This is a genomic window from Nostoc sp. ATCC 53789 (assembly GCF_009873495.1).
Classification (GTDB): domain Bacteria; phylum Cyanobacteriota; class Cyanobacteriia; order Cyanobacteriales; family Nostocaceae; genus Nostoc; species Nostoc muscorum_A.
In genome coordinates this window covers 3856469-3882333 of the sequence record NZ_CP046703.1, presented here as the reverse complement: position 1 = coordinate 3882333, position 25865 = coordinate 3856469, and the positions used below count along the sequence as shown (strand labels likewise).

The window sequence follows — 25865 nt, the reverse complement described above, 5'->3', positions numbered from 1 at the left end:
GCCCCAAACACATTACTGAAAACACAAGGTATTAAATTATTAGTATCATACGGAATAAATCAACTATTGCGGTTGGTGCAAGAAGCTTTTGGCTGAAGACCTTGTATCAGCAACGATCCACAGTCCAGATTTTATGTTAAATAAGTTATGTTAAATTACCGAAACGATTAGATTGCTAAAGATGGCTGACATTAGTAAGCATTTTGGACATACAACTATTTGAAATTTTCTGCAAGATAAAATTGTTCCTTTGTGATAGCTATCACCTCATATCTATAGCAACCTAGTAGATAATCCTTTTAGTTAAAGGCGATTACCCAAACGTGAGTTAATAAATGACTTTACAGAATTGGAGACGAAAGCGTGGCGTTGCACTTACTACCAAGGGTTTACAAAAAATTAAGGAAGCCAAGCATCAGTCGGAAGCAAAAGAAAATTTTGGAAACAGATATACTCTCGAAGAAATGAGTGCCCGCTCCGGGTTATATTCTGCTACCATCTCGAAAGTCTTGAATCGAGAAGGAGGAGTTGATAAACAGACTATTGAAAAGCTTTTTTCAGCTTTCAATTTAAAAATAGATAAAAGTGACTATTTAAGGTCAACTAATCGTCTAGATTGGGGAGAAGCTATCTTTAACTCAGTTTTTTATGGACGTACAGAAGAACTTACTACCCTAGAGCAATGGATTCTCAATGAACACTGCCGATTGATTGCACTATTAGGGATAGGAGGTATTGGGAAAACTACGCTGTCTATAAAGCTTGCTCAACAGATTCAGGAAAACTTTGAGTATGTGATCTGGCGATCGCTACGAGAAGCCCCACCTGTTAAAATTATTCTCAGTAACCTGCTCCAATTTTTATCTGACGAGCAGGAAACAGAAGGTAACTTACCAGAAAGCTTTAGCGATCGGGTATCAAGACTCCTCTACTATTTGCAAAATCATCGCTGTTTGCTGGTCCTTGATAATGCAGAGTCAATTCTCCGCAGTGGTAGCCGCGCCGGACTTTATCGAGAAGGATATGAAGAATACGGTGAGCTTTTAAGACGGATAGGAGAAGCAACTCACCAAAGCTGCTTAGTGCTGACTAGCCGTGAAAAACCGAAAGAAGTGGCATTACTGGAAGGAGAAGCGTTATCTGTTCGTTCGCTACCACTGAGTGGCTTGAAGGTAGCAGAAGGACAAGAAATCTTAAAATTCAAAGGGCTATCTGCGGCAGAGGATGAATGGAAAGTAATGATTGAGCGCTATGCAGGTAATCCACTAGCCTTGAAGATAGTTGCCACAACTATTCAAGATATTTTTAATGGTAATGTCACAGAATTTTTGCAACAGAACACGGCTGTTTTTGGCGACATTCGCGATATTCTAGAGCAGCAGTTTGAGCGCTTGTCAGATTTAGAAAAGGATATTATGTACTGGCTAGCGATTAATCGCGAGTCGATTACACTCTCAGAATTGCGAGAAGATATTGTATCACCAGTACCACAAGCAAAATTACTAGAGGCTCTAGAATCTTTAGGCAGGCGATCGCTAATCGAGAAAGCTACGCCTAAGCTCATTGAAAAAACTGGATCACTTTTTACCCTCCAGCCTGTAGTTATGGAGTATGTGACTAGTAGCTTGATAGAAAGTGTCTGTGAAGAGATTGTCACTCAGGATATTGATTTATTGAGATGTCATGCTCTGATGAAAGCAACGGGTAAAGATTATGTTAAAGATACTCAAGTTCGTCTCATCATCAAACCAGTTATCGATGGGTTGCTGAATGTTTTAAAAAGTAAAAGAAACATTAGAAATCTATTAACTCAAACTTTAGCAAAGCAGCGAGAAGAATCTCCGCTAGAACCAGGATATACGGCGGGCAATATTTTTAATCTGCTTTGTTATCTAGAAACCGATCTAAGTAGCTATGATTTTTCCGAGCTAACTGTTTGGCAAGCAGATATGCGTTCAGTTAATTTGCATAATGCAAATTTTGCTCAGGCTGAATTAGGTAAGTGTGTTTTTGCTGAAACATTAGGAGGCATCCATTCTGTTACATTCAGCCCAGATGGAAAACTTTTAGCCACTGGGGATACTAATAATCAGATTCGCTTATACCGAGTTGCGGATGGACAACAATTGCTTGTTTGTGTCGGGCACACAGATTGGCTTTGGTCAGTTGCCTTTAGTTCCGATGGTCACATTCTTGCCAGTGGCAGTCAAGATCAAACACTAAAATTATGGGATACTAAAACTGGGGAATGCTTGACCACCCTTTATGCTCATGAGGGTGGGATTTGGTCAGTTGCCTTCTGTCCTAACGGTCACATACTTGCCAGTGGTGGTCAAGACCAGAAAGTCAAGCTCTGGGATACTAGTACCAGACAATACCTCAAAACACTTTCAGGGCACCGTAATCGGGTTACATCAGTTGCCTTCAGTCCCGATGGTAGCACTCTTGCTAGTGGCGATGATGACCAAATAGTAAGGCTATGGAATGTCAGCACTGGTAAAACTTTTCAAATCCTTCTACATCCCAATATCGGTATCTGTTCAGTCGCTTTTAGCCCCGATGGTCAAACACTAGCAAGTGGTTGCCGTGATAAAACTGTGAGGCTATGGGATGTTAGTACTGGTCGCTGCATTCAGACTTTACAGGGTCATACTGACTGGGTAACTTCAGTAGCCTTCAATTTAGATGGCCATACACTTATAACTGGTTCACATGACCAAACTGTGAAGTTATGGGATGTTAGTACTACTCGTTGCCTTACAACTCTATCTGGACATAGTACTAGGATATGGTCAGTTGCTTTTACTCCAGATAGGCAAACGATCGCAAGTGGTAGCAGCGATCAAACAGTGAGGTTGTGGGATGTCAGCACTGGTTTATGCTTCAAGACTTTGCAGGGTTATTGTTATGGAATATGGTCAGTTATCTTCAGCCATGAAGGTAATATGCTTGCAAGTGGTAGTGGCGACCAAATGGTAAAGTTGTGGGATGTTAACACTGGAAAGTGTCTCAAAATCTTAAGAGGACATAGTAATAGAGTAACATCAGTAACTTTTAGTCCCGATGGTTGTATCATTGCAAGTGGTAGTGAAGACAAAACAGTGAAGTTGTGGGATACTAACACTGGAAAGTGTCTCAATAGTTTGCAAGGACATACTAGTAGAGTAACATCAGTAACTTTTAGTCCCGATGGTCGTATCCTTGCAAGTGGCAGTGAAGACAAAACAGTGAAGTTGTGGGATGTTAACACTGGGAAGTGTCTCAATAGTTTGCAAGAACACGCTTTGGTGGTATGGTCAGTTGCTTTCAGCCCGGATGGTCAAACTCTAGCCAGTACTGGTCAAGACCAAACAATCAAGTTGTGGGATATCAACACTGGTAAATGCCTTCAGACTCTGCATGGTCATAGTGGTTTTATATGGTCGGTCACTTTTAGTCCGGATGGTAGAACGCTAGCTAGTTGTAGTAGCGACCAAACTGTTAAGTTGTGGGATGTTAAAACTACTCAATGTATCTCAACTTGGCAGGGACATACTAGTTCCGTATACTCTATAGCTTTTATGGATGGTAACACGCTAGCCAGTGGTAGCAGTGACCAAACTGTCAAGTTGTGGGATGTTAATACAGGTAGCTGTGTCAGAACTTTGTTGGGACATAGCAATTTAGTATGGTCGGTCGCTTTTAGTCGCGACGGACAAACTCTGAGCAGTGCTTGTGAAGGTGGGACAATTAAGCTTTGGGATACCTTGACTGGTGATTGCCTAAAAACTATTCTGAACCCTAGACTTTATGAAGGTATGAATATTACTGGCGTTGCAGGAATGACTGAGGCGACTATTTCCACTCTGAAAACTTTAGGCGCTGTGGAGTTATAAATTAAAAAATCAAAATTCAGCAGCAATTTGAAATGTGGAACAGCTTATCTGCTATTTTTATATTGCTATCTCCGTTTCAGTAGCAGAACTGCACCTAAGTCAGCAAATGTCAATAGCCCAAATAGAACAGAAGGTTCAGGTACAGACGCTGGTTTAAGTGATGAAAATGCTAATTCTCCAATGATCTGATGAGTCGCCGTCGTTGGATGAACTTGATCCCAGAATAGAAACTTATCAGGAGTACAGACAACTGGCTGCGGAGAAATATTTATAGGGATTACCGATAAGTTTCCAATGCAAGATTCGGTCACATTTGTAAAACTGAATTCTCCAGGATCTGCAATGATTCTATTAACAAGAGAATTAACATCAAGAGGAATAATATTGATATCAGGACTGAGTTGGTGACTTAAAAAGTTAAGATTTGTGGCCAAGCTGGAGTTGTGTATATTGATAGAAGTACTAAGTAATGCGGTAACTTGATTATTGTTGCCTGCAACTGGAAACTTTCCTAAATCTGGCAGGTTAACCACCATAATATTTTTAGCACCAACAGCAGCAAGCGATGTCAATGATGCTGATAAGTTGTAGACTGCTTGGTTAATTACTTGGGTGACTGATGGGGTAGAATCGGGAATATTCACAAAAAAGTTATCTACATAATCATTCAGACCAGCCCAAATTATATAAAGAGCATTCGGGTTTACAGACGGATTTGCCGATGTAAAGCTATTAATCTGTTGCTGCAATCCTGGTAAACCACTAATACCGATATTCTTAGATCCTGTGGTTGCACCACCATAGGCAAAATTAGTTTTCGGATTGAATGTTAACCCTAAATCAGAGGCGAGATATTCTACCCAGACTGGACCATTAGAAAAACGTCCATTATAGTACGTTTGACTTGGAGGTATAGCTCCTTTCGTTATATTGAATACATTACCTGTATCAGAAAGACTATCACCAAAAATATAAATCTCGTCATAATTTTGTGCCGAGACTTTGAGTGGAAATATGATAGACAACAAAAAAATTCCTACTGTAAGAATTTTACTTTGCACTGTCGACTTTTGAGACATAATTTCAATCTTTCTATATGACCTTAACAAGAAACTAGGTTTCTATCTCCGGCATCTTTTCCTATTGAGTTAGATTGCTTGATAGGGTCAGAACCTAGTGCCACATTGCCCCAACGCATTACATTTGCAGCAGCAGCACCCGAACAGCCGGAACCATAAATTAGAACTAGGTCATTTTCGCGAATTTTGCCCAACTGTGCAGCGTGGTACAAATTTGCCACAGTGAGTACTGGTCCAAGGTTTGCATACTGCGGATAGAGGTTGAGTGTACATTCTGGATCTATACCTAATATGCGCGTGCAGAAACTTGCAACCCAAGCTGTAGGTGTATTGAAAAGAAAAAAGTCAATTTGCTCAAGAGTTACACCAGCAGCAGCAACAGCACCCTTACAACATTTACGCAGAAACTCCCCAGCTGTTTCACCAAGAGCATTCCCACCCTTGCCCACTTGCATACGGACTTGCGGATTATTTTGCTTGTCCTTGATAATTTGAGCAAAGAGAACTTCATTTAATGCAGCAGTATGAACAGTCTTTGTACCAAGGATTCCCTGGTTCGGTTCTAATGAGCCAATTACGAAAGCTCCAGCACCGTCGCTAGTAAACCAGGGAAATGTATCATCCTCATCGAAAAAGCGAGAGTAGGTACATGAAATAACCACCAGTACATTGCGGTACTCTCCTGCTTTAACTAAGGCACAGGCAGTTTGAAGGGCAACCGGAGTACTTCCACAGGTCGCATCAAGATTCCAAGCAGCACCCTGGAGACCTAGTTGACTGGCTAGGAAAGCAGCATTGCCAAATCCAATTTGTTCAGGCCACACTGAGGCAACAATCATCAATTCAACGTCGTCAGGAGAGAGCTTTGCGGCATGGAGAGCATCTATTGCAGCCTGATACTCCAGCGTTAAAGAAGACTCACCAGATCCAAGCATCCATCGCTCAACAGTGCCACGAAATGGATCTGACAGATAGCGCAACATTTCTTGGTCAAACTCGTTACTGGAAATAGACTCACTAAGCGAAAATAACTTTGCAAAACCTTTTTGCTCGGCTTGAGCGACTAACTCAGGATATTTTTCTATGTAATAATCATTTGTGCGTCTGATACTTGGAAGGCTCAAAGCAAGCGAACGAATACCGACTGGAAGATGCGTCATATCTAATCACCTTTTAATAATTCGTAGCGCCCTGTAAAATCAGGCTTAGATTACGACTTTGAGTGGGTGCTATTTGGGTGGGGTCGATGATTACGTCAACCACAAATGGGCCCTTCGCCGCGATCGCTTTTTCTAGTGCTACTTGAACGTCAGCTTCCCTTTCTACCCGAATACCATCTGCTCCCATCCCCTGAGCAATCTTTACGAAATCTGCCTGCGGAATTGTTGCATCTACGTTCTTGAATCCTAGATATGCTATTCCCTGTTCGCAGATGTTGTAGCGCCCATCGTTGAGTATAATCCAGACCGCAGGAACTTGATATTTTACAGCCGTGTTTACTTCGCTGTTCATCAGCATGGCACCATCTCCGACAATAGCAACAGCTTTGCCATTCCGTGCTAAAGCACCACCTACTACACCTGTGACAAAATGCCCCATAGAACCAAATCCGTTGCTAATTCGATAACGACTTGGTGTGGTAAATCGCAGCAGATGAATTACCCAAGCAAACGAGTTACCTGACTCTGCCATTACTAATGCATCGCTTCCATCAACAATCACTTGTTGAATTACATTCATAAGCAGTTCCGGTCGTACTAGACCGTCCACACGTGGCTTGATGAGATCGCATTTAAATCGAGGCAGCATTATTGTCCTTGAGCGACCAGTACTTTCTAGGAAGTTCTTCAGCAGGTTCTTTAGGAATATTGCTACGTCGGACTGGATGGCAAAAGTCTCGGCAGATGGATATGCAGTTCCTGGAACCTTTGGGTCGATGTCAACATGCAAAAAGCCGTGTCTGGGAATCATCTCAGGGTTCCAGAATGAGGTAAACTCACCAAGACGTGTTCCCAGCACCAGCACACGTTTTGGACGTTGCTCCCTCATGTACGTTAAAACCGACTCATGCCCACCGAAGCCGGTAACGCCTACAAACTGAGGATGATCTTCAGGAAAAATACCTTTGGCCCGTGGTGAACACATTACCGCAGCCCCTGTTCTCTCAGCAAGCTGGCGAATCTCTTTTGCAGCACCCCGTGCCCCAAAGCCCACCCAGATTGCAAACGGCCCGTCAGATAGTAACCGGACACATTTTGCGATTGTCTCCTCGCTTGTTGTTGCCACAGCCTGAGACAGAGTTACTTGTGGCAAAGATGTTTTTACTGAACTTGTCTGGATGTTTGTCGGAATACTGATATGAGCTACAAATCCTCCCGGTTGTGCTAGACCGAGAGCAAGCTTTCGAGCAACCTCTGGAAGTTCATCGCTGGATTCGAGGGTTGTCGCATAATGGAATATTGTCCCCGAAGTAAAAATATCTGCACTGGGCATTGTGTAGGTGCTAGTTTCTTGGCAAGCCCACCGGCCACGCTGTGATGCTGAGGTTGAAGCTGACACGAAAATCACCTTAGCACACTCCCAACGGGCAGCCAACAGCCCTGTCAAAGCATTGGTGATCCCTGGCCCGGTAGTAGTGAATACCACAACTGGGCGATCGCTAGCAAAGTGCGCCTCAATGGCCGCAAAAGCTGCTCCAGCTTCGTGGCGAAAGTGCAGCACCTGGAGGGAACTTTGATGTAATGCAGCCCACACTGGGGCGATCGCACCTCCCGAAACACCAAAGGCATACTCTACTCCCATATCTCCTAGCATTTTAACCACTGCCTCTGCTACCGAAGAAGGTCTAGATGGCTTACTGTGAGATTGCTGTTCAGTGGAGTTTAATTGTTCAGTGGTATTCGCTTGTGTGTCCTGAAATTTAAGATGCATACAAACTATACTTATTAGGAATAATTTCCCCTGTGAAGTAACATTATCCCACACGCTAAACTCAGCAATATTACTTTTTTTAGATAACTACCATACAAATTTTTTAGTACTGCTTTACAAAAGCAGTTACTTAGAAACCTTAAAACGACCCTCACACTTTGCCTTGCCAATCTTTTAGCAGTTGAAAATCTGATACAAGGAATGTCTAGAGAATTCAACATTATTATGTGGATGTAGCGATGCCTGTGGCGGGTTGCGCCAACGCAGATAGGTTAACCTGTTTTCCAGTTTATGAGAACTGAACACTATAGAATCAAGCTCTGGAGTATAAAAAGGTGATTAACTTCAATCAGTATAAAGCTTTAACTTTCGATTGTTATGGAACCCTGATTGATTGGGAGAACGGCATCTTAGGAGCGCTCAAGCCACTTTTGCTAGCACACAACACTGATTTAGATGACGATCGAATTCTGGAACTTTTTGCTGAATTTGAAGCAGAACTGGAAAAAGGTGATTATATCAAATATCGAGAAGTTTTGAAGAGAGTAGTCGAGAAATTTGGTGAACAATTTGGCTTTGAGCCAACTGTCAAGGAACTAAATTCAATTGCTGATTCGATTCAGCATTGGCTACCTTTCCCCGATACAGTTGAGGCACTTAAAACCCTCAAGCAAAAGTTTCAACTGGTAATTATCTCCAATGTAGATGACGATCTATTTGCTTTTTCTGCAAAATACTTGGAGGTAGAATTTGACCAAATAATCACAGCAGAACAAGCAAAAAGTTACAAACCCTCCTTAAACAACTTCAGACTGGCTATTGAGAGAATTGATTTGCCGCTAGAGCAGATATTACATGTTGCTGCTAGTGTATATCACGATATCGTTACAGCCAAATCTCTGGGACTATCAACAGTCTGGGTAAACCGTCGAGCAGAGAAAAAAGGATCAGAAACCACAGAATCAGCATTAAGTCAACCTGACTTAGAAGTGCCTGATTTAAAGACTCTTGCTGCTTTGAGTTCATAGAAATGATACTGAGCAATAAGTGCTGAGTACCCAGCACTGTTTCGATGGGGATCTGTATCTGTAATGATTAGAACTCGAAGAGCTTTCACGCCAAGGAGTAGTCAAAAAACGAAACAGGGATTGCAACATAGATTGATTTTGCTTTACCCTGGAAAAATTACTACACCAGTTTGACGGCATGTTCGACCTCCTTTTGAGGGCGACACGCAAGGCACGAGTAAATCTCGTAGCAACGCTCTCTTTCTGGCTCTCCTTTCCTCAGCGCTCTGCCGATAAACTTGTTCAATAAAACACTTTGATAGCCTAAAACGATGAAAGCATCTGCTAATTTCGACTTTGAAGACGAGAAATTTAATGCACCGCCTTCTCAAGTCATCCCTTGGTGTCAGATGATTAATCCTCGGTATGGCACAGATGGTATGCAATCCCACGGTTTGGCGATTAAGCTAGATAACGCCAATGCTGTCGGCTTTGTGCCAGATGATAATTGGCAGCAGGTAGAGCATGAATTTAGCTCTGGAGTCGAAACAGTCTTTATTAGCACTACTCCAAACTTGGTTTTAGTGCGTCGAGGGCCATTGTCTGTCAAAGACCGGGAAAGTGGTCTAAAACTGGGTACGCTCAAAGAAAATTATGATGCCTTTTTAGCAGATAAACTTAAATTTAAAACCTTTACTCGCTATCTAATTTTTATAGTGGGTGAGAATAAAAAGTTTTTACACGAATCACCACTACAACTAACTCTTAATGGTGCTGCCGGAGCGAGTTTCAGCAAAACCTACTGCGAATATCAACAAGGTAAAGTAGTTAGTGGATTCGTGGCTGAACTAGAAAAAGCTTATGCTGTTTACCGCAAGCAACCTTTAACGCCAAAAGGCCCTTTGTTCCATGCTCACGGGATTTTTTGCCCGATAATTGAGTGTGAAGAAAGAGGTATTGAACCAAATACTGTTTTAGTCGCTTCAACTGTAGACTACAAACATCCCACGGTAGGGACTTTAACACAATATTTAATTGCTTCGGATTCTCTAGAGTCTGCAATGATTTGCAAGACTTTTGAAGAATACAAAGATTTTGGGAAGGAACCTGTAAAATCAGAAACGCCTAAATTGGCAATGGCAGGAGTTTCTAACTCTTATGTTTATGCCGATGAAGATGATTTTGCTTATCCGCCGTATTAAGTGGGAATGGGGAATGGGAAATGGGGAATGGGGAATGGGGAATTGGTAATTGGGCATTAGCCTGGATTTCTCACAAGTGAGAAATAAATCCAAGGGGTGTGGGAGGATGGGGAAGAAGTCTTACCCCCCACACTCCCCACACTCCCCACACTCCTCTTCTCCCTCTGCTTCCCCTGCTCCCCTGCTCCCTGCCCCCTGCCCCTCTGCCTCTTCTGCCCAATACTTATTCTTTGAGCAGCAAATAATATAGTGAACCATTGCCGCCTGTGATGCCAGCGCGATCGCCTGCTAGTTTACCAGATCCCATGAAATAATCCACCCGACCCGGGCCTTTGATGGCGCTTCCTGTATCCTGATCAAGCACAAAGCGGCTGACAGTACGCCTCTCTAGTTTGCCCCGACTGGCGGGATAGGGAAATGAATTGTAAATCAGAGCTAGCGCTCCCGGTGGCATGAGAGACTTATCTGTAGCAATGGAACGTTCTGCTGTCACTGGCACATGAATACTACCAGTTGCTGGTCTACCACTTGTTTCTTGGAAGAAAATAAATCGTTCCCATCGGGGCAGATAATTGTTCAACTCCTGGGGTTTTTGCCGGAAATAACTAATTAGACGTGGCATTGTCAATCCATTTAGTGGCAGTTTGCCATCTTTGGCTAGTTCTTTGCCGATACTAGTCCAGGGGTAATCTGTTCCACCTGCATAGCCAACTGACGTTGTTTTGCCATTAGTTAACTTAATTTGAGCAGAACCTTGGATATGTACCATGTATGCGTCGAGGCGATCGCGGAACCAAAGCAGTTCTAAACCGCGCAATTTGCTCTTATTCCCTTGTAAACCATCTTTCCCTTCCAAATCAATTCGTTTTGGGTGGGGTTTCGGCCATTGGCTGAAATCAGTTGGTAGCCGATAAAGAGGATACTTATATATTGCAGTTTTGACACGGCTAGCGGTGTAAACAGGTTCGTAGTAAGCAGTGAATTTAACAGTACCCTTGCCATCGTTGCCTACAGACTGGTAAAAGACAAACTCACGGCGGACAGCAGATTGTAATTGGGCTGGTGACTTAGAACTTACAACCAGTTGACGGAAACGTAACAAACTCCGGCGGACGCGATCGAGGGTAATCTCCTTGATTGGATAATTTTGATATGCTGCGATCGCTTCACCCTTTGTTAGGTAGATCAAACTGTTATCAATGGAAGCCAACAACGCATTACGATCACCTGTTTTACCTGTTTGACCCCAAATTTGATCATCCCAACCCAAGCACCTCTGCTGGAGCGTACAATCGCTTCCTATGGCGATCGGTTTTAGCGGCGGTGTTATCTCTGGAGTGATTGGTATTGGCACCGGAGAGAGATCGGGAGTAGTCGGTATTGGCAAGGGCAGTAAGTTAGGAACCTGAGCAACAGCTGACCAAAGAGGGTTTACAAGGACAACTCCCAGACTGAAGGAAAGTAAAGCAAGGGTTTTTCTCATCATTTAGTTGAATCTTTCAACACTGGAACTAAAAATAGGTTCTACCCGGATTGCCACAACCCGAGAAGGTCTTACTACCATATATTCCCCTTGAATATTTTTGATCGGCACACTAATAAAGTCATTGGAAGCAGATTTTGGCACAAGTTCGCCGCTATACCACTTCTGAAACTCTTGAATAGTAGGAAAACGTACTTCTTCCCGGTGGCCGCTTTCCAGTAGGAGGTATACAGCATATTCATTTGGAGTTCTAGCCATAAGATTGAACCATTTAAAAAAACATTCAACCCATTGTTAACCACGTAACCCCTGAATGAAAAGGGTAAGCATACGGGAGGTGGGGATGAGGGAAGAAGTAAGGGGGCAGGGGAGGCAGGGGAAGCAGAGGGAGAAGAGGAGTGTGGGGAGTGTGGGGAGTGTGGGGGGTAAGACTTCTTCCCTATCCTCCCACACTTCCCCATCCTCCCACACCCCTTGGATTTCTCACAAGTGAGAAATCCAGGCTAATGCCCAATTACCAATGCCCAATGACTCCTCACTTTAGACGGCTAATCCTTTAATCAGTTCCTTCAAAAGTGTAAGTTTACATTAGCTCCTGCATAACTCTCCAATCAACTTCTGATAAGTCATTGGCATTGTTGAACAACAGTTAGTTATTCAGGAGGCAAAATTTATGAAACTTTACTATCGTGGTCTGAGCTACGAATACAACCCAAGCAAAGCTGCCAGCAAAAAAACAGAACAGCCCTTTCAACCAGTTCCTCAACTCGGCCCAGCTTATAATTTAATGTACCGTGGGGTTAATTATTGTGTTGATCCAAATTCAAAATCGACAGAAGTTCCTCTATCACCAGTAGCTTATAAATTAAGCTTTAGGGGAATTACCTACTTTGTAAATAAAACTGCACAGGGAGACGTGACTGTAGTCTCTCAACCAGCAATAAATTCAAAAGTTGTGGCACTGCCGATTTCTAAACAATTAAAACTTCAAGAATAATATAGTTACAAGCTCATCTGGAGTCTAGGGAGTCATGAACTTGTGTGTAGTACAATCCTCAAAAAACCTTTGAATTTCAGCATTATCTACCTCAAATTCATCTTGCCAATATTGGTAGTTGTGCCAAGATGAATTTTAGGACTTAAGGCAAGTGAGACAATGTTAGGACAATTATTAGACGGACGTTACCAAGTCCTCCAAGTCTTAGGGGGAGGTGGATTCGGTCAAACCTATATAGCTCAAGATACCCATCGGCCAGGTTTCCCGAAATGCGTTGTCAAACACCTTAAGCCTGTTACTCGTAGCCCCGAATTTCTCGAAACTGCTAGACGGCTATTTACCAGTGAGGCAGAAACACTAGAACAACTGGGCAACCATGACCAAATCCCTCGGCTTTTAGCTTATTTTGAAGATAACCAAGAGTTCTTTTTGGTGCAAGAGTTTATTGAGGGGCATACTCTAAAAGCAGAACTTTTACCGAATCAACTTTGGACAGAAGATCAAGTAATTCAACTTCTGCAACAGATGTTGGGTATTCTGCAATTTATTCACAGCCACAACGTTATCCATCGAGATATCAAACCAGACAATATAATCAGGCGGCAAAAAGACGGTAAGTTAGTGCTGATTGACTTTGGTGCAGTTAAACAAGTCCAAACTCAACTGCTTACAGTTTCAGGGGGCACGGGGGCTACTATTATCATTGGCACCCCAGGATATATGTCTACAGAACAGGGTCAAGGTAAGCCCCGTTCTAACAGCGATATTTATTCTTTGGGTATTATTGGTATCCAATCGCTGACGGGGTTACATCCTATCAACTTTGAGGAAGATCCAGATACTGGTGAAATTTCTTGGCAACATCAGGCTAATGTCAGTTCTGAGTTGGCATCTGTGCTATCTAAAATGGTGCTACATCACTTTAAACAGCGCTATCAATCTGCGGCTGAAGTTTTACAGGTACTTAACCATCTTGATAGTAAAGTAGCAGTGCAATCACTTCAATCAGCATCTTTTAGACAATTATCTCAAGCTTCGCTTTCTCAACAAAACTCAATTGGATATCCGCCTGCTTCCATCCTGTCTACGGAAAATTATAGCCGCTTAGAAAAAATTCTTTTGGAATTTGTCGGCCCCGTTGCCTCAAGATTACTCCAACAAGTTGCGGCATTAGCACCCAACTGCGAAGAATTAATTAATCAATTAGCCCTTCATCTTCGAGTAAATCAACAAATTGATTTTAAGAAGAAAACAATATTTCTACTAGAGAAGCCTACTCTACTACAGGAATTTACTGTTAAATCTGAAATTCAGTCCAATAATTTACCAAGCCAAGAATCTCAAGTAATCAGCGATAGCTTTGTGCATCAGTGTGAGCGGGAATTGGCTGATTTAATAGGCCCAATAGCTAAGTTTCTAGTCCAAAAAGCTGTTAAGTCATCTGGGCAAATTTCTCGTGCAGAATTTGTGCAACTTTTAGCATCACAAATTCCCGATAGTGAAAAAGCTTTGAAATTTCGGCAGCGCTTACTTTCTTAAATTTTTCATTCATAGCGCAATCTTCTTCAATTATACCGTTTCTTTGTGAAGCTGGGCCAAATCTATTAATTTATTATTTCTTCTCTACGAGACGCTTCGCGTTGGCGGAAGCCTCTCGTAGAGATGGCAGTTCGTTCTTTATTTCTCGTACTTTATCCAAGTCAGTTTTTTTATGAACCGCAGAGGCGCAGAGGACACAGAGAGAATAAAGAAATCCTTAATGGAAGCGTATGGTTTTGGCTTTAACAGATTCATAATCTAAAATCCAGAATTGTGTTAGCTTTGGTTATTCAACATCTCCATAGCTATTTTTAAGCTTGATTTCATGCGATTAAATGCTTCTGCTAACCCGCCAATCTCATCATTAGAGCTTTCTTCAAAATCAGCGCTCATATCACCAACACTAACTTTTTGGGCTATTTTTTCAATTCTTCTGATGCGCTGAATCACATATTTTTTGATTAAGAAGTTAATTAAGAAAACTAAGTAGGTGGTTACAATTAAATATAAGATAGAGAAGGTCTAAAAAATAGGTTCTACGAGATGTCTGCTCCATTGCGAGTTAGATTAACAGATTTAGAAGATTTGACGCTTTTGGAGTTACGGTCAGCGACAACAGTTCCTCAACGGACACGAGAGCGTGCCCACATAATTCGATTAAATGCCCAAGGATGGAATGTACCAGCGATAGCTAAAATTTTTGAGTGTCACGAACATACGGTACGAGCAACACTGAGGCGTTGGGAAAATAAGGGTTTGGGAGGACTGTGGGAAACTTCCGGGCGAGGAGCAAAGTGCAAATGGCTTGAGGCAGACTTAGCATATTTAGAGGATTGCTTAGAGGTAGAGCCCCGTACTTATAACAGTTTGCAGTTATCAGAAAAATTGGCTCAAGATAGAAATGTGCAATTGAGTCCGTCTCGTTTGCGACGTTTGCTCAAAAAAAAGTGGAAATGGAAACGCACCCGCCATACTCATAAGAGAAAACAAGACCCAGAAAAACGACGAATTAAGCAAGCAGACCTAGATACCTTAAAGCAAGCGGCAGTAGAGGGTTATGTCGAGCTTAAGTATCTTGATGAGTCTGGGTGTTGTCGTTGGAGTCCCGTTAGCTATAGTTACAGTCGTATCGGTAGCCAAAAACAAATGGCACAAGTTGGTAGCCGTGGTGGTCGCATTAGTATTTTGGGTTTATGGCAACCCCAAGTCAGTTTTGAATATGCCTTGGTTCAAGGTGGGTTCAAAACAAAACGCTACATCGAGGTTATGGATTGGGTTGCAGCTAAGGCACAAAACACTTTAGTTGAAACTGGTCGCATCAGTGTTATTGTTCACGATAATGGTTCCTTACATACCAGTAAGAAAGCAAAACAAAAATGGCTTGAGTGGCAGGAAAAAGGATTATTCGTTTTCTTTTTACCACCTTATTGTTCCGAAATGAATCGGATAGAGGAAGAGTGGCATCAACTAAAAACTCATGAAATTGCTGGACAAATGTTTGACAATAACTACGATTTGGCTATGGCAATTATTGATGGCATGGAAGCTAGAAGCGTAAAGGGGGAATATGCCCTTGAGCGTCTTATATTTAATTGTGCCTAGCTACTTACGATCGCAAAGATAGTTATTAAAAGCCCCATGATTAATACCCAAGTCCGTTTGGCATTGGCAAAAATCTCTTGGGAAGGAACAGAGATTATTTGAGCAGAAACAATCTGATTAAGTTGCCAGCCAAAACCATTTTCCGAACCATAAGTTGCCAACTGACTCTTAGGAGCCTGATCTGGTGTAGAATGACATCGCAGACATTTCTGTTGTGTAATCTTTAATGGTTGCGCTATGTAAAATACTTCGCCTTCTGATAATTTACGAAAGCCTGTAATTTCTTGAGTTTTGGATTCATTGCGAAAACGTTCTACAAGTTGAGTTTCAAAATTATCAGCTTTATCCGCTAAATTTGTTGGATTAAGTGTTGCATCTTTATGAAAAAAGTTTTTATATTCAGGCTTTTTACGAAAATTCTCAAAGACTTCTTTAGAAGAAAAAGTTGGTACAATTTCAGGCATGAACGTTGGGTTAGTATCTAGTCTAGGTGCTAATAGAGGATCTATCCGATTTTGTGTATAATCTCTAACTGCGTTCACCATTTGAATGAGAATCTGCGCTTGAGAAGTTACTTCATTTTGCGCTCTCCCCTGAAGTACACTGGATAAGGCAATCCCACTTCCCACAATACTGACTATGAAAACTAATATTAAAAGTAAGTTAAATTTAGCACCGATTTTTAAGTTTTTTAATGTAATGTTGTTTAACATAACCTAACCAATGAAGGTGGTATCTGAGTTTGTCTAATATTTATTTATACCTGTTAGAAAGAATCTCAACAATATTTAAATAAATATTAACTTTTTGCCGCAATATAACCTATTTAGGCAGCAGTCAAACTTATCTAAATTAGTTCTGAAAACCAAGTTACTTCCTTAACCAATAATTAGTGATGTTTTTGCGACTTCCCCGACGTTTATTTCTGTTTAATCTGCTAGGTTTGACATTTGCTGCTTGTCAATCACCAAATGATATTAATGGTACGTTAACTGTTGGTGTTCTCAACTATGGTGGAGGCGAACAGATAATTAATCAATATGCTAAATTTAATAGTTATTTGGGTGAAAAAACAAACTCATATATTCAGCTAGAGCCAGTTTTTAATGAAAATAGAGCGGTTGAGCGCCTAGAAGCTCGTGCTTGGTCATTGGTATTTGCTCCACCGGGTTTAGCGGCTATTGCGATCGCACGTCACCAATATGCTCCCCTATTTCCTTTAATAGGTATTAATAATTTGCGCTCAATTTTCGTTGTTCGCAAAGAGAGTCCAATTACCGAATTGAAACAGTTACAAGGTCAAACACTGGCTTTAGGTCAGTTAGGTTCAGCAACAGGATATTATTTTCCTCTTTACAATCTTTATGGTACAACACTAGCTGAGATCCTATTTGCACCCACACCTAAAGCCGCGCTGGAATTGGTGGCTCAAGGAAAAGCGATCGCCTGTGCTGTTTCAGAGGCGGAATTGGCTCTCTACGGTTCACAGTCCGCCCCCACGGAATTCCGTATACTATTTAAAGACCCTCACTATGTACCATTAGGCGTGGTCTTGATTGGCCCGAATGTAGAACGTAACCGTCAAGAGTTTATCCGCAAAGTGATGAGTGATGCGCCTTCTGGTTTAGCTCAAGAAGTGGGGTATGTACCCAATGGACAAGTACCAGATTACAAATACATGATTTCTGTGGTCGATCGGGTAAGCTCAATTACTTCTAAGCTGCAAAAGAAACCTGTCCAATTATTTTGATTTACATCAGCGATAAGGTAAAAGGCAAAAGGAATTTATTTAGGGACTTTCAAGAAATAAATTACCAAAATGAAACGAACCACAGAGAACACAGAGAACACAGAGGAATGAGGAGAAGAGAGTTTTTTGTCAGTTGTTTGGGTATTTTTTTATTTGGAAGTCCCTTATGATTATTAACTTTTTACTTTTTACTGATTGCTCAAAAAAACAATTTGAATCGTGCTAGCTGGTTTTGAATTGTTCCTGTCAGGATTTTATTTAGTTCTGTAGTGTCTTGAAATTGCAAAATTTGCTGTGTGGGTAAGTCGAAGGGAAATTGTCCTTCAATATCTGGACGTTGCATTTGTGCTAGTACAATCTGTTCAGATCGCTTACTTTGGATAGCATAGCCAATCTCAATACAGACATTGGGACTAGGAATTAGTTGGGGGGTTTCTTTACCGTCAACACTAGCGATGGGTGTGGTGTCAGCGATAAATAACAAACTCTTACGGATTTTTCGCATGATCGTGCGGTTAATCCGTAGAGTAGCACCACTGGGGCGAGAGGATTCTACTAATGTTAGAGGAAGGCGCGATCGCAAGTTTAAACTTTCTAAACTTTTTCGCAGTTCTTCTCTGAGAGCATTCGTCGCAGCGACATACTCAGTTTGATAGGATAAAAAAATTGTTGGTTCTAACTGAGCCAACAGTGCCTGTTTGGTAAAATAAATTTCATGACTAATTAAGTCAATGTTGGCGACGCAATAGCCACCACTTCCTTCAATATAAAATTCAATATTTTCCCCTTCTAGATAGCGCCCAAACCAAGTTGATTTCTTAACTTCGTCACTCTCTTCTAAAAAATCTGCTCGCAATGCCGATCTCAGCAGGCTTTTTTTGCTTAAGCGAATGTCTGGGGGACGTTTTTCTAGTTCTGGAATCGGCTCGTAATCCTGTAGATACCACGCTCTGAGCGCAATAATTGACATAAGGCGCTATTTAAATTATTTTTCACTATTTACCTTAGTATAATCTTACACCAAGAGGAGTCTATATCTTAGACTTCTCTTTAAACACAACAACACCCAAGCATCTACTCGCTGAACTATCTTCTCTCGTTGTTTATCAGATGCAGGGATGTACTAATTTTCATCGCTTGTGTTAAACAAGTTATGAAATCTAGTAACAGCGCCCCCTAATCTTCCACATTTGAGGAAATAGCAGTTTTCGCGTTGGGTGTTGCTGTGTTTTGACGAGACAGATGTAAGTTAAACAGCGTCTTTTACCTCTTACTCACGACTCCAAATGCAGCTGTTATATCTGCCAGGGAAGCTTCTTTATCAGCTTCAATTATTAGATTATCACTCATAGATGGAAGGGAGTTTTTTTGCAACGAAACTTTACTTTTAAAGTATTGTGTAATCAAAGTCAATATAAGCTAACGCGCCTACATATTGCACTATTTTCCGTGTAGACCGTCATTAGTCATTAGTCATTTGTGTGTTACCAAGGACAAAGGACAAATGACAACCTCACCAGTTGATATGCTTTCTTATATGCGTAACAGCTTATTGCAGTAATGGGATAACTTCTAAATTTTTTTATTAGCCTATTTTTAAAAAATATCATCAACCTTTTGGATGAATAAAGTAATTACTAATTCAAATTTTAAGTTTTGAAACAAACATTCTGAAAATAAGGAAGAAAATCTATTTCTCTACCTTGAGTGAACTATTTTAGCTGGAGGCTTGACGGGAATTTCAATCCAGAACTCTGTACCTTTCCCAGGTTCGGAAATGCACTCCATTATTCCGCCATGTTTTTCGGCAATAATCTGATAACTGATTGCCAATCCTAATCCTGTACCCCTACCTACAGGTTTGGTAGTATAAAATGGGTCAAAAATTCGCTTTTTTATCTCTGGAGTCATACCCGGCCCATTGTCACTAATACGAATCAATAGACGAGAGTTATCTGCTGAGATTCTAGTGGAAATGTGGATAGTAGGCACTGAAGATGGCTTATCCTCTTTGTCCTCCTCCCCAGTCCCCATTTCCCAGTTCCCCATTCCCCATTCTCCATTCCCCGTTTCTAAAGCATCTATGGCATTGCTGAAAATATTCATGAATACCTGATTCATTTGGCCGGCATAGCATTCTATCGTTGGGATGTTGCCATAGTCTTTGATTACCTGAATGCCTGGGAATTCATCATTTCCTTTCAGCTGATGTTGTAAAATTAACAAAGTGCTGTCAATGCCTTCATGCAAGTCAACACGCTTGTTTTCAGCCTCATCCAAGCGAGAAAAATTGCGTAACGACAGCACTATTGAACGGATGCGATCGCTTCCTACTTGCATTGAGGTGATGATTTTTGGGAGGTCTTCTATCAAAAATTCAAAATCCACTGCTTCGATCGCAGCGCTAATTTCATTATGAGGATCGGGATAGTGTAGCTGGTAGAGGCGTAAAATTTCTAGCAGTTGTTCGATGTAGTCACTGGCGTGGCACAGATTACCGTAGATAAAGTTAACGGGGTTGTTGATTTCGTGAGCGATACCCGCCACCAACTGTCCTAAGCCGGACATTTTTTCGGTTTGAATTAATCTTGTCTGTGTTTCTTGGAGTTTATGTAAAGTCTTTCCTAACTGTTCTGCTTTATTTCTGGCTTCAGTTTCAGCTTTACAGGTTTGTTCGTAGAGTTGTGCTTGTTGAATGGCGATCGCAGCCTGATCTCCTAGCTGTTGCAATAAATCAATTTCTGTATCCTGCCAATTTCTGGGAGCGCTACATTCATGGGCAATTAGTAAACCCCATAGTTCTATACCTATATTAATTGGAACTATTAAGTTTGCTTGAATTTGTAGACTTTGCAAAAACTCTCGATGACAATCACTTAAAGAATTAGTTGAAACGTCGTTAATTGCTCGTACCCTACCCTGAGCGTATAAATACGTATGCTCATCAGGAAAGCATTCTAGTGGTGCATTCACTCCCAAAACTGACTGCCAATTACCATTAATCTCTTCCACAATCACCGATTTACTGTTCAGTTGGAAAATTACTACCCGGTCTGAATTTAGCAGTGAGCGGACTTCGGAGACAATAGTTTGCAGGGTTGTCTGCAAGTCCAATGTACTGCGGATCTGCTCTGTGATTTGCTTGATTACCTTGGTGAGAAGTAATGATTGTTCTAGTTCAGCAGTTTGTTCTTGCACCCGCAGTTCCAAGTTGGCATTCAGGGCTTGTACTTCTTTATATATCTTTTGCTGCTGAATTGCCATTGAAAAGTGATCGTACAAGGCTTGTGCCAATGTCATGTCTTCCGGTTTCCACTCAGGCGCTTGCCCCTTTTTTTGCTCTCGCCAAACCTCAAAGGAAAGCTGGGGTAGAAGTTGCCGCCGATTTTGTTCGCATCGTCCCGCCCACAAGATTTCCGTTTCAAATTCAGCGCGAAAAATGCTTAATACACCGATAAATTGTTCCCGGTAATGCAGGGGAATCACCATCAGTCCGCGAATTTGAGTAGAACGAAATGCTAAAGCTAAAACTCGCAAATGCGGTTCTTTATAGAGGTCAGAGGTTGCCCAAATATTACCTGGTTTACACTCAGTCATCCAGTTTTGCCATGTAGGATGCTGTTCAATAATTCTGCTATCTAATTCGTAGGGTAGTGTGGGTTGATCGCCCCAGGTGTATAGTTCCCGACTCTCTTCAATGTAAAGCCTGCCACCTACTGCACTGAATGCGGTAATAACTTCTTGAATAGCTCCTTGCAACTGGATTGTTGGTAATTTATGCAATAGTCTGGTGACTCGGTTAATAGTAGCTTCTTGCTTTTGCTGGGTAAGCGCTGCGGTGAGTAGATTACTTTGAGCGATCGCGATCGCAACCTGATCGGCAACTTGCTGCAATACTTTGATTTCCCGCTTCAAAATCTTTCGCGGTTCACTCTGGTGAGATACCAATAATCCCCACAATTTAGGCTTTGCCGATTGTTCTTGTGGATCGCGATCTAAAATTGGCACTACTAAAGAAGATTGCACACCCATTGCCTTTAAGTATTGAATATGGCACGGGTCTACTTGCCGATAGTAGATATTAGTTTGTAGGCGTTTGCCAGTTTCTGTTGATTGTAGAGGTGATAACCCGATTTTCTCGTTTGCTACATCGACAATCGAACGTTGCCCCGCCAACACAAACATCTCTCTGGCTGCTTCGGGGATATCATGAACTGGGAAGCGCAACCCTAACAAGGATGGCAGACGCTCGTTATAAATAGATTCAGCAATGACTTCACCACTACCACTAGTATCAAAACGATATACCTTGACTCGATCTGCACGTAAAAATAACCGTACTTCAGTAACGGTAGTTGTTAATATTTCTTGAAGATCGAGCGATCGCCTAATTTGTTTGATCATCCGGTGCAGTAAGCTTTCTTGCTCTAAGCTTTTCTGCAAGCCGTTTGGTTTATCGATAGATGTCATTGCTTATGTACACCATGACTGAAGTATAGTTTTTTTTATAAGTTGTCTCTAATGAGAAATTTAAATTTACAATGGCTTAATTTTTATTCCATTTCAATACATTTCTGCGACAAAGGCATTGCGAGGGCAGTACATCTGTTGAAGTTTTTTTAGAAATGGATTAGAGGATATTTGAAAAGTATTGGATATTTTGCTTAATTCCCGTAGTCCTAAGAAAATTAATTTAGGGAGATATCAAACAACTTGGTGTATCATTAGGGACTTTTCAAACATCCTCTCAAGCCTAAAGTTCAGAAAATTTTAATCATTGACACTATTGATTTTATATTCTCAATCATTAAATTATTTCAGTGATTTTACTTAAATAATATCTTCATCATTGCATTACTCTTTTAACATTTTTGCCCTATAAGCTGCCCAAAGGTGGTAGTAGCTCCCCTTAAAAAGCTATCCATTAGCCAGATATTCCTTAATATTTGTAAGAGCGATCGCTCCTACAAGTCCCAAAGCCTTAAACTACATTGTATATTCTCAATAGCAATAAGCTTTTTTAGCAGAAATAATGACTATTTTGCCAATTTAGCAAGAAAATTCAAGCATTGTAAGCAATGTAAAACAATGGTTTGAATATTGCTAATACAAAATGTCAATAATAAATTAAATGGTCTTGAACTTGCTCTTTATTAAGTAGCTTTAGGGAGATTTAAGCTTTAAATGAACTTGATTTAATTATTGGCAATTTTTCAAAAAAAAATGACTGGAGAATTTTAATATTTCCCGTTTAAATACTGATTTATATTAAATGTAACTATAGAACTCCTATTTGATTTTTCAAAAAGACTCAGTACGGATCTATCCCTTCTTTCCTATTCCCTATTCCCTGCCCACACAAGTAAATATGGCTACGCCATGCTGCGCGAACAGCAATCAAACCGGATTCCTATATTTTGATGAAATTATTCGTAAATTCTTGTTAAAGATAGTAAGTTACGAATTTCTTCACGCACACTCATGAGAGTTTTACCGAGATGGTTTTGACCTGCTTTATTAGCACCACAGCCCCAAAAAGAATCGGTTGGGGAGTTTTCAACCAAAAGCTCATCGCCTGTCTTCAGCAGAACTTCTCTAATATCAACATGAGTGAGAAACTTTTTGAGTACAGCTTCTCGCATAATTTGCGTTTTGACCAAATCCCAGTCTCGACGGAGTTGGCGAGTGCTACATCTTCCCAAAGCGGCAGCTTCTTCTGGAGTGGCGGCGGCATGGATGAGGGGTATAATTGCCGCATCTTTGCTGCCAACAAACTTTTGTGCTTGATAATAATGCTCAACAGTTGCCCAGTAAGTGTCCTGGATATGGATTCCGTGGGGAGAAAAGTTAGAAAAACAGCCATAAGGCTGCCAAACCTTATAAAAGTAAATGGTCATTTGAAAATTACTCTTTCATATATAGCAATCCTATTTGATTTGTGAGAATTGCAACTCAAAACCGAACTTATCTAAATTTTGTCACTTCATCAAAGAAGGGAGTTGTTGCAGAGGTCAGTTTTTCTCCCCTGCCTCCCCTGCTCTTTTCACAATAATCTCATTTTTTCGCGTCGCTCTCCTCCTGCCTCCTTCATCGGTAAAGTGAGGGTGAAAGCTGTTTGACCAAAAACTGTTGAGTCAAGGGTGAGGTCGCCATGATGTGCCCTGGCAATTTCACGGGCTAGGCTGAGTCCTAGTCCGATGCCTTCTATTTTGCGGGTTCGAGCCGGATCGCCACGATAGAAGCGGTCAAAAATGCGTAGACGATCGCTCACTGGAATATCTTTGGATGCATTGGCAATGATGACGTGGAGAGTTGTTTGAGTTTGATGAGTGCGAATTTTTATCCAGCCGTTGGCGAGATTGTATTTTATAGCATTACTGAACAGGTTTTGCAAAACTTGAATCAGAAGATCGCGATCGCCCTTTAAGTGTAGTCCATCAGTAAAGTCAGTTTGCACAGTCAAGTGGGGAGCCAGCATTTCCACATCTTCTAGCATCTCCATCAGCAACTCAGACATATCCACCTCAACCAAATACAAGCTCATTTTTCCGGCATCGGCTAGAGATAGCAGCAAGAGTTTCCGCATAATTCCACTCAGACGGCGCACCTCATCTAATAGGTTACTTAAGCGCTGTTGTACTTCACTTCCAGGATCAACCTGTTGCAGCGTTCGTTCTAGTTCGCCTTGCAAAATCGTCAGTGGGGTTTTCAGTTCATGAGCCGCATCACCACTAAAGCGGGAAGCTTGGGTAAAACTGCGTTCCAACCGTTCCAACATCAAGTTAAATACCTGAATCAACTCGACAAATTCAACATCAGTTGTTCCAATGGGAATTCGTTGATCTAGTCCTTTAACAGTTACTTGTTGAATAACACCTGTTAATTGATGGATAGGACGCAAAGCACCACCAGAAACTAACCATGCACCAACTGCAACTAGCAGTAGCGATCCCGGAATTGAAACCAGGAAAATATTCCGAATGGTAGCCATTTCTTGATCGACAGCTTGCAGATTCACAGCAATGCCAACCTGAGCATTGGGAAATTTAGTTGCTCCAATTCGCCAAGCTGCTTTTGCTGTCTTTTCAGTGACAAATTTAGGTGGACGTGGACGAAGAAAGGGTGGCGGCCCAACATTTCTATTTGAGGGTGGCGGTGGTTCTCTCTGCGGAGGTGATGGTAAAGGTATCAACTGAAGACGCTTAAGCAGCAGGCGATTCACCTCAACGTCGGCAGGTAGGGAGTTAGATTGATAAAGTATGTTGCCGTTTGCATCAAGCACCAGTAGGGCAATGGGGGTTTTTGTATTACTTCCAAAGGCATCAGCTAATGAGTCTTCGTAAAATTGCCATCGTGAGGGTCGGCTTTCTTTGCCCTGATTTTCAGGAGGTTCCCCGCGTGGTGGCAAATTCGGAGTTGCCCGCATCAAGTGATTTAACAGTTCTGCATCAAGACGGCTGATTTTAGCATTGTAAATCTGAAACCAGGAGACTGCACCAAAACCGACTAATGTGGTTCCTGCTAGAGTCGCAGATAATAGGGCAATTCGGAGGCGAAAGGAAGGGAGTTTCATGAGCTAGACTCTGGTTTGCGAAACCGATATCCAACCCCTCGAATGCTTTCAATCCAGACTAATTCATCAATGTGGTCAATTTTTTTACGAATTCGCTGGATACAAACATCTACGACGTTGGTGTTGGGGTTAAAGTCGTAGCCCCAAACATGCTCCAGAATTTGGGTACGGGTGAAAACCCTTCCAGGAGAACGCATCAGATACTCCAGAAGATTAAACTCGCGGCTGGTGAGTTCTATCGCCTGGCGATCGCAAGTAACTTCCCTGGTGATGCGATCGAGTTTGATAGGCCCAACACTAAGGATATTTTGGCGTAGGCGTAGCCCGTCGGAGACATCGCTCACACTCCGGCGAACAACGGCATGAATTCGAGCCGCTAACTCTTCTACAAAAAACGGTTTAGCAATGTAATCATCGGCTCCTAAATTTAGCCCTGCCAAGCGATCGTCTAGTTCATTTCGAGCCGTTAACAAAATTACCGGCGCATTCCGACCTTGCCGCCGCAAGAGTTTTAAGATCGATAGTCCATCCTTTCCCGGCACCATAATGTCAAGGATAAGAACATCATATTCATTTTCTAATGCCCGCAGATATCCTTCATCACCATTGTCGCAGTAGTCTACAACAAATCCCTGCTCCTTCAGTCCAGCTCGGACGAAGTTAGCAATTTTCGCTTCATCTTCGACAAATAGAACGTTCACAAGTATTTATTAGTTTATATATTGTTCCATTCTAGATTCATTACCTTTCTACTTAAATTACAAAACTGTAATTTAGAAAGCAGGTGGACTGTAATTTTGAGGTGGCTTAATCAGAAATATGAACAC

The 25865-nt window shown here is 41.6% G+C and carries 17 protein-coding genes and 2 pseudogenes; 7 read left to right on the top strand and 12 right to left on the bottom strand.

Translation table 11 applies throughout. From position 1 onward, the window contains the following. Nucleotides 1-335: 335 nt before the first annotated feature. Nucleotides 336-3875: an NB-ARC domain-containing protein gene (locus tag GJB62_RS15965; RefSeq protein WP_114083070.1), complete on the top strand. Its 3540-nt coding sequence runs from the start codon at nucleotides 336-338 to the stop codon at nucleotides 3873-3875. Nucleotides 3876-3940: 65 nt separating this feature from the next. Here the strand turns inward: GJB62_RS15965 and GJB62_RS15960 are convergent, their stop codons facing one another. Genes GJB62_RS15960 through GJB62_RS15950 form a run of 3 tightly spaced genes read right to left on the bottom strand, consistent with a single transcriptional unit; the run spans nucleotide 3941 to nucleotide 7885 of the window. After that, nucleotides 3941-4954: an SGNH/GDSL hydrolase family protein gene (locus GJB62_RS15960; RefSeq protein ID WP_114083071.1), complete on the bottom strand. Its 1014-nt coding sequence runs from the start codon at nucleotides 4952-4954 to the stop codon at nucleotides 3941-3943. Nucleotides 4955-4977: 23 nt separating this feature from the next. Beyond that, a complete protein-coding gene (locus GJB62_RS15955; protein ID WP_114083072.1) occupies nucleotides 4978-6114 on the bottom strand; it encodes a ketoacyl-ACP synthase III family protein in 1137 nt (378 codons plus the stop codon). 13 nt (nucleotides 6115-6127) lie between these two features. After that, nucleotides 6128-7885: a ScyA-related TPP-binding enzyme gene (locus GJB62_RS15950; protein WP_114083073.1), complete on the bottom strand. Its 1758-nt coding sequence runs from the start codon at nucleotides 7883-7885 to the stop codon at nucleotides 6128-6130. 335 nt (nucleotides 7886-8220) lie between these two features. Here GJB62_RS15950 and GJB62_RS15945 point away from each other — a divergent pair, with 335 nt between their 5' ends. Both GJB62_RS15945 and GJB62_RS15940 read left to right on the top strand, forming a co-directional pair. Then, nucleotides 8221-8913 (top strand): haloacid dehalogenase type II, encoded by a 693-nt coding sequence (locus tag GJB62_RS15945; RefSeq protein WP_114083074.1) that lies wholly within the window; start codon nucleotides 8221-8223, stop codon nucleotides 8911-8913. 311 nt (nucleotides 8914-9224) lie between these two features. Beyond that, complete coding sequence (locus tag GJB62_RS15940; RefSeq protein ID WP_114083075.1) at nucleotides 9225-10094, top strand: DUF5895 domain-containing protein; 870 nt, start codon at nucleotides 9225-9227, stop codon at nucleotides 10092-10094. A 223-nt stretch (nucleotides 10095-10317) separates the two neighbouring features. On the opposite strand, the gene GJB62_RS15935 is transcribed toward GJB62_RS15940, so the two are convergent. Then, complete coding sequence (locus tag GJB62_RS15935; RefSeq protein ID WP_114083082.1) at nucleotides 10318-11577, bottom strand: murein transglycosylase A; 1260 nt, start codon at nucleotides 11575-11577, stop codon at nucleotides 10318-10320. 3 nt (nucleotides 11578-11580) lie between these two features. Further along, complete coding sequence (locus GJB62_RS15930; protein WP_012411579.1) at nucleotides 11581-11835, bottom strand: hypothetical protein; 255 nt, start codon at nucleotides 11833-11835, stop codon at nucleotides 11581-11583. Nucleotides 11836-12250: 415 nt separating this feature from the next. Between GJB62_RS15930 and GJB62_RS15925 the strand changes: the two genes are divergently transcribed. Next, nucleotides 12251-12574: a DUF4278 domain-containing protein gene (locus tag GJB62_RS15925; RefSeq protein ID WP_114083076.1), complete on the top strand. Its 324-nt coding sequence runs from the start codon at nucleotides 12251-12253 to the stop codon at nucleotides 12572-12574. Nucleotides 12575-12733: 159 nt separating this feature from the next. After that, complete coding sequence (locus GJB62_RS15920) at nucleotides 12734-14113, top strand: serine/threonine-protein kinase (protein ID WP_114083077.1); 1380 nt, start codon at nucleotides 12734-12736, stop codon at nucleotides 14111-14113. A 276-nt stretch (nucleotides 14114-14389) separates the two neighbouring features. Here the strand turns inward: GJB62_RS15920 and GJB62_RS15915 are convergent. Continuing rightward, nucleotides 14390-14617 (bottom strand): annotated as a pseudogene (locus GJB62_RS15915) (HAMP domain-containing protein); the annotation flags it as partial. 39 nt (nucleotides 14618-14656) lie between these two features. Here GJB62_RS15915 and GJB62_RS15910 point away from each other — a divergent pair. Further along, nucleotides 14657-15715, top strand: a complete 1059-nt coding sequence (locus GJB62_RS15910) for an IS630 family transposase (protein ID WP_245245942.1) — start codon at nucleotides 14657-14659, stop codon at nucleotides 15713-15715. Between the two features lie 5 nt (nucleotides 15716-15720). Here the strand turns inward: GJB62_RS15910 and GJB62_RS15905 are convergent. Then, a pseudogene (locus GJB62_RS15905) lies at nucleotides 15721-16428 on the bottom strand (DUF3365 domain-containing protein); the annotation flags it as partial. Nucleotides 16429-16610: 182 nt separating this feature from the next. Here GJB62_RS15905 and GJB62_RS15900 point away from each other — a divergent pair. Then, on the top strand, nucleotides 16611-17465 hold the full coding sequence (locus GJB62_RS15900; protein WP_114083144.1) for a PhnD/SsuA/transferrin family substrate-binding protein: 855 nt from the start codon (nucleotides 16611-16613) through the stop codon (nucleotides 17463-17465). Nucleotides 17466-17664: 199 nt separating this feature from the next. Here GJB62_RS15900 and GJB62_RS15895 read toward each other — a convergent pair whose 3' ends face one another. The 5 genes from GJB62_RS15895 to GJB62_RS15875 all read right to left on the bottom strand — a co-directional run bounded on the left by GJB62_RS15895 (nucleotide 17665) and on the right by GJB62_RS15875 (nucleotide 25739). Continuing rightward, complete coding sequence (locus GJB62_RS15895; RefSeq protein WP_114083143.1) at nucleotides 17665-18435, bottom strand: hypothetical protein; 771 nt, start codon at nucleotides 18433-18435, stop codon at nucleotides 17665-17667. A 728-nt stretch (nucleotides 18436-19163) separates the two neighbouring features. Continuing rightward, entirely contained in the window at nucleotides 19164-21935 is a 2772-nt protein-coding gene (locus GJB62_RS15890) for a GAF domain-containing protein (protein ID WP_114083142.1), read from the bottom strand. A gap of 956 nt (nucleotides 21936-22891) precedes the next feature. Continuing rightward, entirely contained in the window at nucleotides 22892-23362 is a 471-nt protein-coding gene (locus GJB62_RS15885; RefSeq protein WP_114083141.1) for an N-glycosidase, read from the bottom strand. 146 nt (nucleotides 23363-23508) lie between these two features. Continuing rightward, nucleotides 23509-25038 (bottom strand): ATP-binding protein, encoded by a 1530-nt coding sequence (locus tag GJB62_RS15880; RefSeq protein ID WP_114083140.1) that lies wholly within the window; start codon nucleotides 25036-25038, stop codon nucleotides 23509-23511. Further along, nucleotides 25035-25739 carry a response regulator transcription factor gene (locus tag GJB62_RS15875; RefSeq protein WP_114083139.1) on the bottom strand — a complete coding sequence of 235 codons (705 nt, stop codon included), beginning with the start codon at nucleotides 25737-25739 and terminating at the stop codon, nucleotides 25035-25037. Before GJB62_RS15875 ends, GJB62_RS15880 begins: the two co-directional genes overlap by 4 nt. Nucleotides 25740-25865: the final 126 nt, after the last annotated feature.